This is a genomic window from Curtobacterium sp. MMLR14_010 (assembly GCF_001865015.1).
Taxonomy (GTDB): domain Bacteria; phylum Actinomycetota; class Actinomycetes; order Actinomycetales; family Microbacteriaceae; genus Curtobacterium.
This window is the reverse complement of record NZ_MJGV01000068.1, coordinates 246,693-251,998: the sequence shown is the minus strand read 5'-3', so window position 1 is coordinate 251,998 and position 5,306 is coordinate 246,693. Positions and strand designations below refer to the sequence as shown.

Genomic DNA, 5,306 nt, shown 5'->3' with positions numbered 1-5,306 from the left:
GGCGTCCCCACCGGGTCACCACTCGGCGTACCCGCCTGGTCGCCCTCCGCGTCCGCAGCAGCTTCAGACGAGGCGTCCGTCGAGGACGACGCAAGCGACGCACCCTTCGACGCGGCAGCCGGGTCCGCCGTACCGACGACCGAACCAGCGCCGTTCGCCGTCGTCGAGTTGTCAGCCTTCGCCGCAGCCTTCGCCGCAGCCTTCGAGGAGCTCCCCGGGTCGGCGTCAGCGTCGAGAGTGACGTCGGAAGACGCGGTCGTCAGCTGGTTGCCCGCGATCTGCGCGGCAGCCTTGGCAGTGACGTCACCGGCGGCCGACGCAGCAGTCGTGCCGTCGTCGTTCGCAGCGGCCTCAGCAGCTGCGACCGCCGCCGGGTTGTTGTCCCCGTCCGCATCAGCCGACGCCGAAGCCGAAGCAGCCGCATTGCGGTTACCGTTCGCCTCAGCAGACGCATTCGCCGAAGACGTCCCAATCGCAGCAGCCTTCGACGCCGAGTTCGGCGACGCATTCGCCGCGACCGTGCCAGCACCGAGCGTGTTGGACGAGTTGTCGTTCTTCGCAGCAGCCTTCGCCGCAACAGAACCAGCCGAACTCGGATCCGACGACACATCCTCGGCAGCATTGGCCGCGGCCGTCGTCACCTGATTCCCTGCGATCTTCGCCGCAGAGTTCGCGCTGATGTCCGACGCGGCATCCGCGATCGACGTCGCATCACTGTTCGCGGCGGCCTCGGCAGCCGCAACCGCTGCCGGGTTGTTGTTCCCATCCGCAGTTGCCGAAGCACCGGCGGAAGCAGAAGCATTGCCGTTGCTCGGAGCCACTTCCGGCGCTGTTGCGGTCGAATCTTTTTTCCAGGCGGCCCACATGTAACCAGGCTTGTCCCAACCCGCGCCGTCGTACAGGTGCGCTTGGTAATCACGTTTGTCGACGTTCCGGTACACGACTCCGTTCACGCGCATGCCCTGCGCCGTGTTCGTGAAGCTCTGGGAGGCCTCTTGGTTCCCCGGGCCGGAACACGCTTCCCACCTCGCCCTGATCATGTTGGTGTTGGGCATCAAGTAGTTGCCGGTCGTGGCGCACTGGCCTGCCGAGTCCGTGATGGTGCCGGTCTCGCCGGGTCCCGGGTAGGTGAACACCGGCATGTCGGCGGACCACGCAGCGGCCAGGGTCGGGAACTCTTTCACGCCCAGCCCATAGAACTCTTTAGCCTCGCCGTTGAAACGAAGGTACTTCGAGCCAGCCTTGAAGACGAGCGGCCCCGTGACGGTGTTGACGGTCGCCTTCGGCGCTGCCGAGACATCCCTTTCATCGGCATTTGCCACTGAGAAGACGCCGAACGCGGCACCCGATACCGCGAGGGCGCCGATCGTCGACGCTGCGACGATCTTGCGTGTTGCAGAGCGCTTGTGCTTGCTCATGTGATTGTTTCTCCTGGTTGTGGAGCAAATGGCTCCGTTTGATCCCTGCCATGCTCATCACGCGCAGGGGTCCTCGGCCGGCTCACGTGGGGCATGCTCCGGTCGAGCCCGGCCCGGGCGATGGCACCCGGGCCGGAAGTGTGGTCAGGCGACGTGCAGCGCCCGGTTCGCGGCATTGACGCCGCTCATGCCGTGCACACCCGGCCCCGGTGGCGTGGCCGCCGAGCACAGGTACACCCCGGGCACGCCGGTCTTGTAGGGGTTCGACCCGAACGTCGGGCGGGCGATCAGCTGCCGGAAGGTGTTCGCGCCGGTGTTGATGTCGCCGCCGACGAAGTTCGAGTTCGCCGCTGCCAGGCCCATGGCACTGGTGACGCGGGTGGACACGATGCGGTCCCGGAACCCGGGCGCGAACCGTTCGATCTGGCTCGTGATCCGGTTCTCGGCGGCGACGGTCGAGCCGTAGGGCACGTGGGCGTACGCCCAGACGGGGTTGAGTCCGCCGGACGACCGAGTGGGATCGGCCTTCCACTGCTGTCCGACGAGGGTGAACGGCGCGCGGGAGGACTTCCCGCTGACGACCTGGGCCTCCGCCATGGCGACCTCGTCCGCGGTGCCACCGAGATGCACGACGCCGGCTTCCTGGCACTCGGCGGCGGTCCACGGGATGTCCCCGTCGATGGCGAAGTCCACCTTGTAGGCGGCCGGGCCGTGCGTGTACTCGGTGAATGCCCGGCGGGACCGCTCGGGGATCCGGTGGTGCAGGATCTCGACGGCGGCACTCGGTGCGACGTCGAGCAGCACGACGTCGGCGTCATCGAGCTCGCGCACGTCGGTGACGGTGCGGCCGGTCTCGACACGGCCGCCGAGCGACTCGAGCTCTGCCACGAGGGCGTCGGCGAGCACCTGGGCACCACCGCGGACGACCGGCCAGCCGACAGCGTGCCCGGCAGATGCGAGCATCACGCCGATGGCAGAGGAGAACGTCGTGTCGAGCCGCCCGAACGCGTGCGCGGCGATGCCGGCGAACAGGGCGCGGTGCCGCTCCTCACGGAACGACCCGGCGAGTCGGAGCGCGGGCTGTGCGGCCAGCGCTCCGAACCGCGCCATGAGTGCGGCGTGCCGGGGCACGCGCGCCAGGGGCTGCAGCGCGTCGGCGGTCAGGTCATCGAACCGGTCGGCGAAGGGGCCGAACAGGTTGCGCCAGGTCGTTCCGTCGCTGCCCATGCCCTCGGCGGTCCTGGCGATGTCGCGGTACAGCACGCCGGCACTTCCGTCGTCGAGCGGGTGGGCGAGGGCGGCAGGCGCCTCGTCCCAGTGCACCCCGCGGCGCTCGAGCCCGAGGGAACGGAGGAAGGGCGACGCCGCGGCGAGCGGCATGAAGGACGCCCCGAGGTCGTGGACCAGCCCGGGTGCGGTCAGCTCCGCGGAGCCCACCGCTCCCCCGATCCGCCAGTGCGACTCGAGCATGGTGACGCTCGCGCCGGCCTGCGCCAGCCGGATCGCGCCGGCCAGACCGTTCGGCCCGCTGCCGACCACGACGGCCCGCATGCTCAGACCACCACGGAGTCGTCGTGACGCTCCGTCGAGCCCGCGTCCGCGTCCGCGTCTGCGTCCGGATGTGGGGCTTCCGGGCTGGAGGCTCGGGGTGCGCTGGCAACGGACTGTCGCGTCCAGAGGTCGGCCGTTCCCGTGGCTGTGGTGACCACGCTCGTGTCCGGGACGGTCGTGACGGGCGTGGGCCGGGCCTCCAGGTCGTCGGGGAAGACGGTCGGCGAGACGGGGGCCGATCCTGCCCACGCGTCGTCCACCGGGGTGGCCGCGACGGCGACTGCCGTCGAACGGCGCTCGGCCATGGTGACACCGGGCGAACGTCGAGCAGCGTCGTCCCAGGCTCGCTTGAGGCCGCGGCCCATCGCACGCCAGGTGTGGTCGCGGACGAAGATCGCGTCGACGGCGATCATCGCCATCGAGAAGAACGGCAGCCCCATGAGCACACCGATGCCGACGTGGAACGACATGATGCCGATCAGCACGATGATCCGGGTGATGCGGTTGAGGAGCATCGGCAGGAACATCATCTGCAGGATGATCGTGCCCCACGAGAAGGCCGCGACCATCGGGCCCCACGTGGTGATGACCTTGGCGATCTCGGGCCAGGTGGAGAAGCGGTCGACCATCAGCGGCCCGTACACGGCGGTGCCGGCGCCCCACGTTCCGCCCTGCGCCTTGTAGAGGGCGCCGGACATGTAGACGAAGCCGACGTGCATGGTCGTGACGACGATCGCGAGGTTGTGGAACAGCGCACTGTAGGGCCTGGTGATCCGGCTGCGGCGCTCGAAGCGGCGCAGGCTGTCGTGCGACTTCGTGTGTCGTCGGGCGTCCAGCGAGAGCCGCGCCGAGGTGTTGGCGAAGAGCATGTAGATCATGACCATGCGCAGGAGGTTGTCGCTCTGGTCGCTCAGCAGGTCGTTCATCTCGATGAACGAGACGTAGAAGACGAGGTAGACCGGGAGGACGAACTTGGTGCGCCAGCCGATCGCCACGAGGAAGGCGACGACGAAGAGGCCGATGTAGCTCAGCGAGAAGCCGAGGTCGTTCGGGCCGACGAACCTGAACCAGCCGAACAACCAGGTCTTCGCGAAGTCGCTGCCCGGGTAGAGGTGCTGTCCGGTCCAGGCGGAGCCGGCACCGTAGGCGTAGAGGCGGGTGGACCAGTTGGCTGCGAGGATGCCCATGCCCATCACACCGATGAGGATGCGGAACACGGCGAGTCCGTAGAGTGCGCGCTGCTTGCCGAGCAGCCAGTCCTCAGTGAAGGTGGCTCCGCGGCGCAGGAGCGACAGGCCGCCGGTGCGCCCGCCGCAGACGAGGTCCTTGAGCATCCGACCGAGACGGCCGGCGCCGGTGGTGATGACGTTGCCCATGGTCACTTCTCCTCTGCGAGCTTCTTGAAGGTGTCGGCGAAGTCCTCGTGGGACTGCCCCGGCATCACGAAGGCGCCGCGCCACCCGGTGGGAGACCACTGCTCGGGCTCGTCCTTCGCCTTCGGGTCGTTCCGCTTGTCGAAGGGCACCGCGTTCTGGCGGGAGACGGCGAACCGGATCGTGTCCACGTCCTCGCCCCACATGGTCTTGGCGACCTGGGTGGCGTAGGCGGTCGTGAAGGCGTGCTGGGTGATGAACGTGTTGGCGTTGGCCTTGGCCGTGGCATCGTCACCGGAGGCCGCGTAGAGCGCCGCTTCGAAGCGGGACTTCCAGTTGTCACCCGTGTAGTAGTTGGCCTCGACGACCTTCTGCTGGTCGGCGGTGAGCTTGCCGTAGGCGTCGCGGTACTTGCTCGCCTGCTCGTTCGCCAGGCCGGCTGCGCGCGGCGGGAGCAGGTTGTGCCGGGACAACTTCAGCTCGGTGTCGGCGGCGTCGATCCACTCGCTGTTCTGCTGCTTGCCGTCGACCGTCTCGATGCCGCGGATGTAGAAGTGGTAGTTGCCGTTGATGGGGTCCGGCGCGAAGACCGACCAGCTCTGCCCGAAGAACGGGATCTGCCAGCTGGTGAGGAAGTTGCCGGGGACGATCGAGCGCATGGCCGCCGAGTAGGGGGCGATCCAGAGGAGCTGGGCGAAGATGTGCCACGCCGCGATGAGCGACACGAGCACGAGTACGACGCGCACGACGGGGCGGCGTCTCATGAGACGGGGACTGGGGGACGACATGACGCCTCTCTGATGGGTATCCGGGATTCCACGGAGAGCGGCGCGGGCTGCACAGCCGGGTGCTCTCGTGGATGAATATATCAGCGTTATGTGCGATCTACAACATTCACATATCGTGTGGCGGGTGATCGACCCGTCTGGCGGGGGCCAGGAAGCACGAAACGCCGAACGGCACC

General features: G+C 68.2%; 3 protein-coding genes and 1 pseudogene. All 4 read right to left on the bottom strand.

Annotated elements, in window-relative coordinates; translation table 11 throughout:
• A pseudogene (locus BIU98_RS19070) lies at window positions 1–1,418 on the bottom strand (hypothetical protein); the annotation flags it as partial.
• Window positions 1,419–1,562: 144 nt separating this feature from the next.
• Window positions 1,563–2,969 (bottom strand): NAD(P)/FAD-dependent oxidoreductase, encoded by a 1,407-nt coding sequence (locus BIU98_RS15070; RefSeq protein WP_071278307.1) that lies wholly within the window; start codon window positions 2,967–2,969, stop codon window positions 1,563–1,565.
• 2 nt (window positions 2,970–2,971) lie between these two features.
• Window positions 2,972–4,345, bottom strand: coding sequence for an HTTM domain-containing protein (locus BIU98_RS15065; RefSeq protein WP_071278305.1), 1,374 nt, complete (start codon window positions 4,343–4,345; stop codon window positions 2,972–2,974).
• 2 nt (window positions 4,346–4,347) lie between these two features.
• Window positions 4,348–5,106 (bottom strand): DUF5819 family protein, encoded by a 759-nt coding sequence (locus tag BIU98_RS15060; RefSeq protein ID WP_139200768.1) that lies wholly within the window; start codon window positions 5,104–5,106, stop codon window positions 4,348–4,350.
• Window positions 5,107–5,306: the final 200 nt, after the last annotated feature.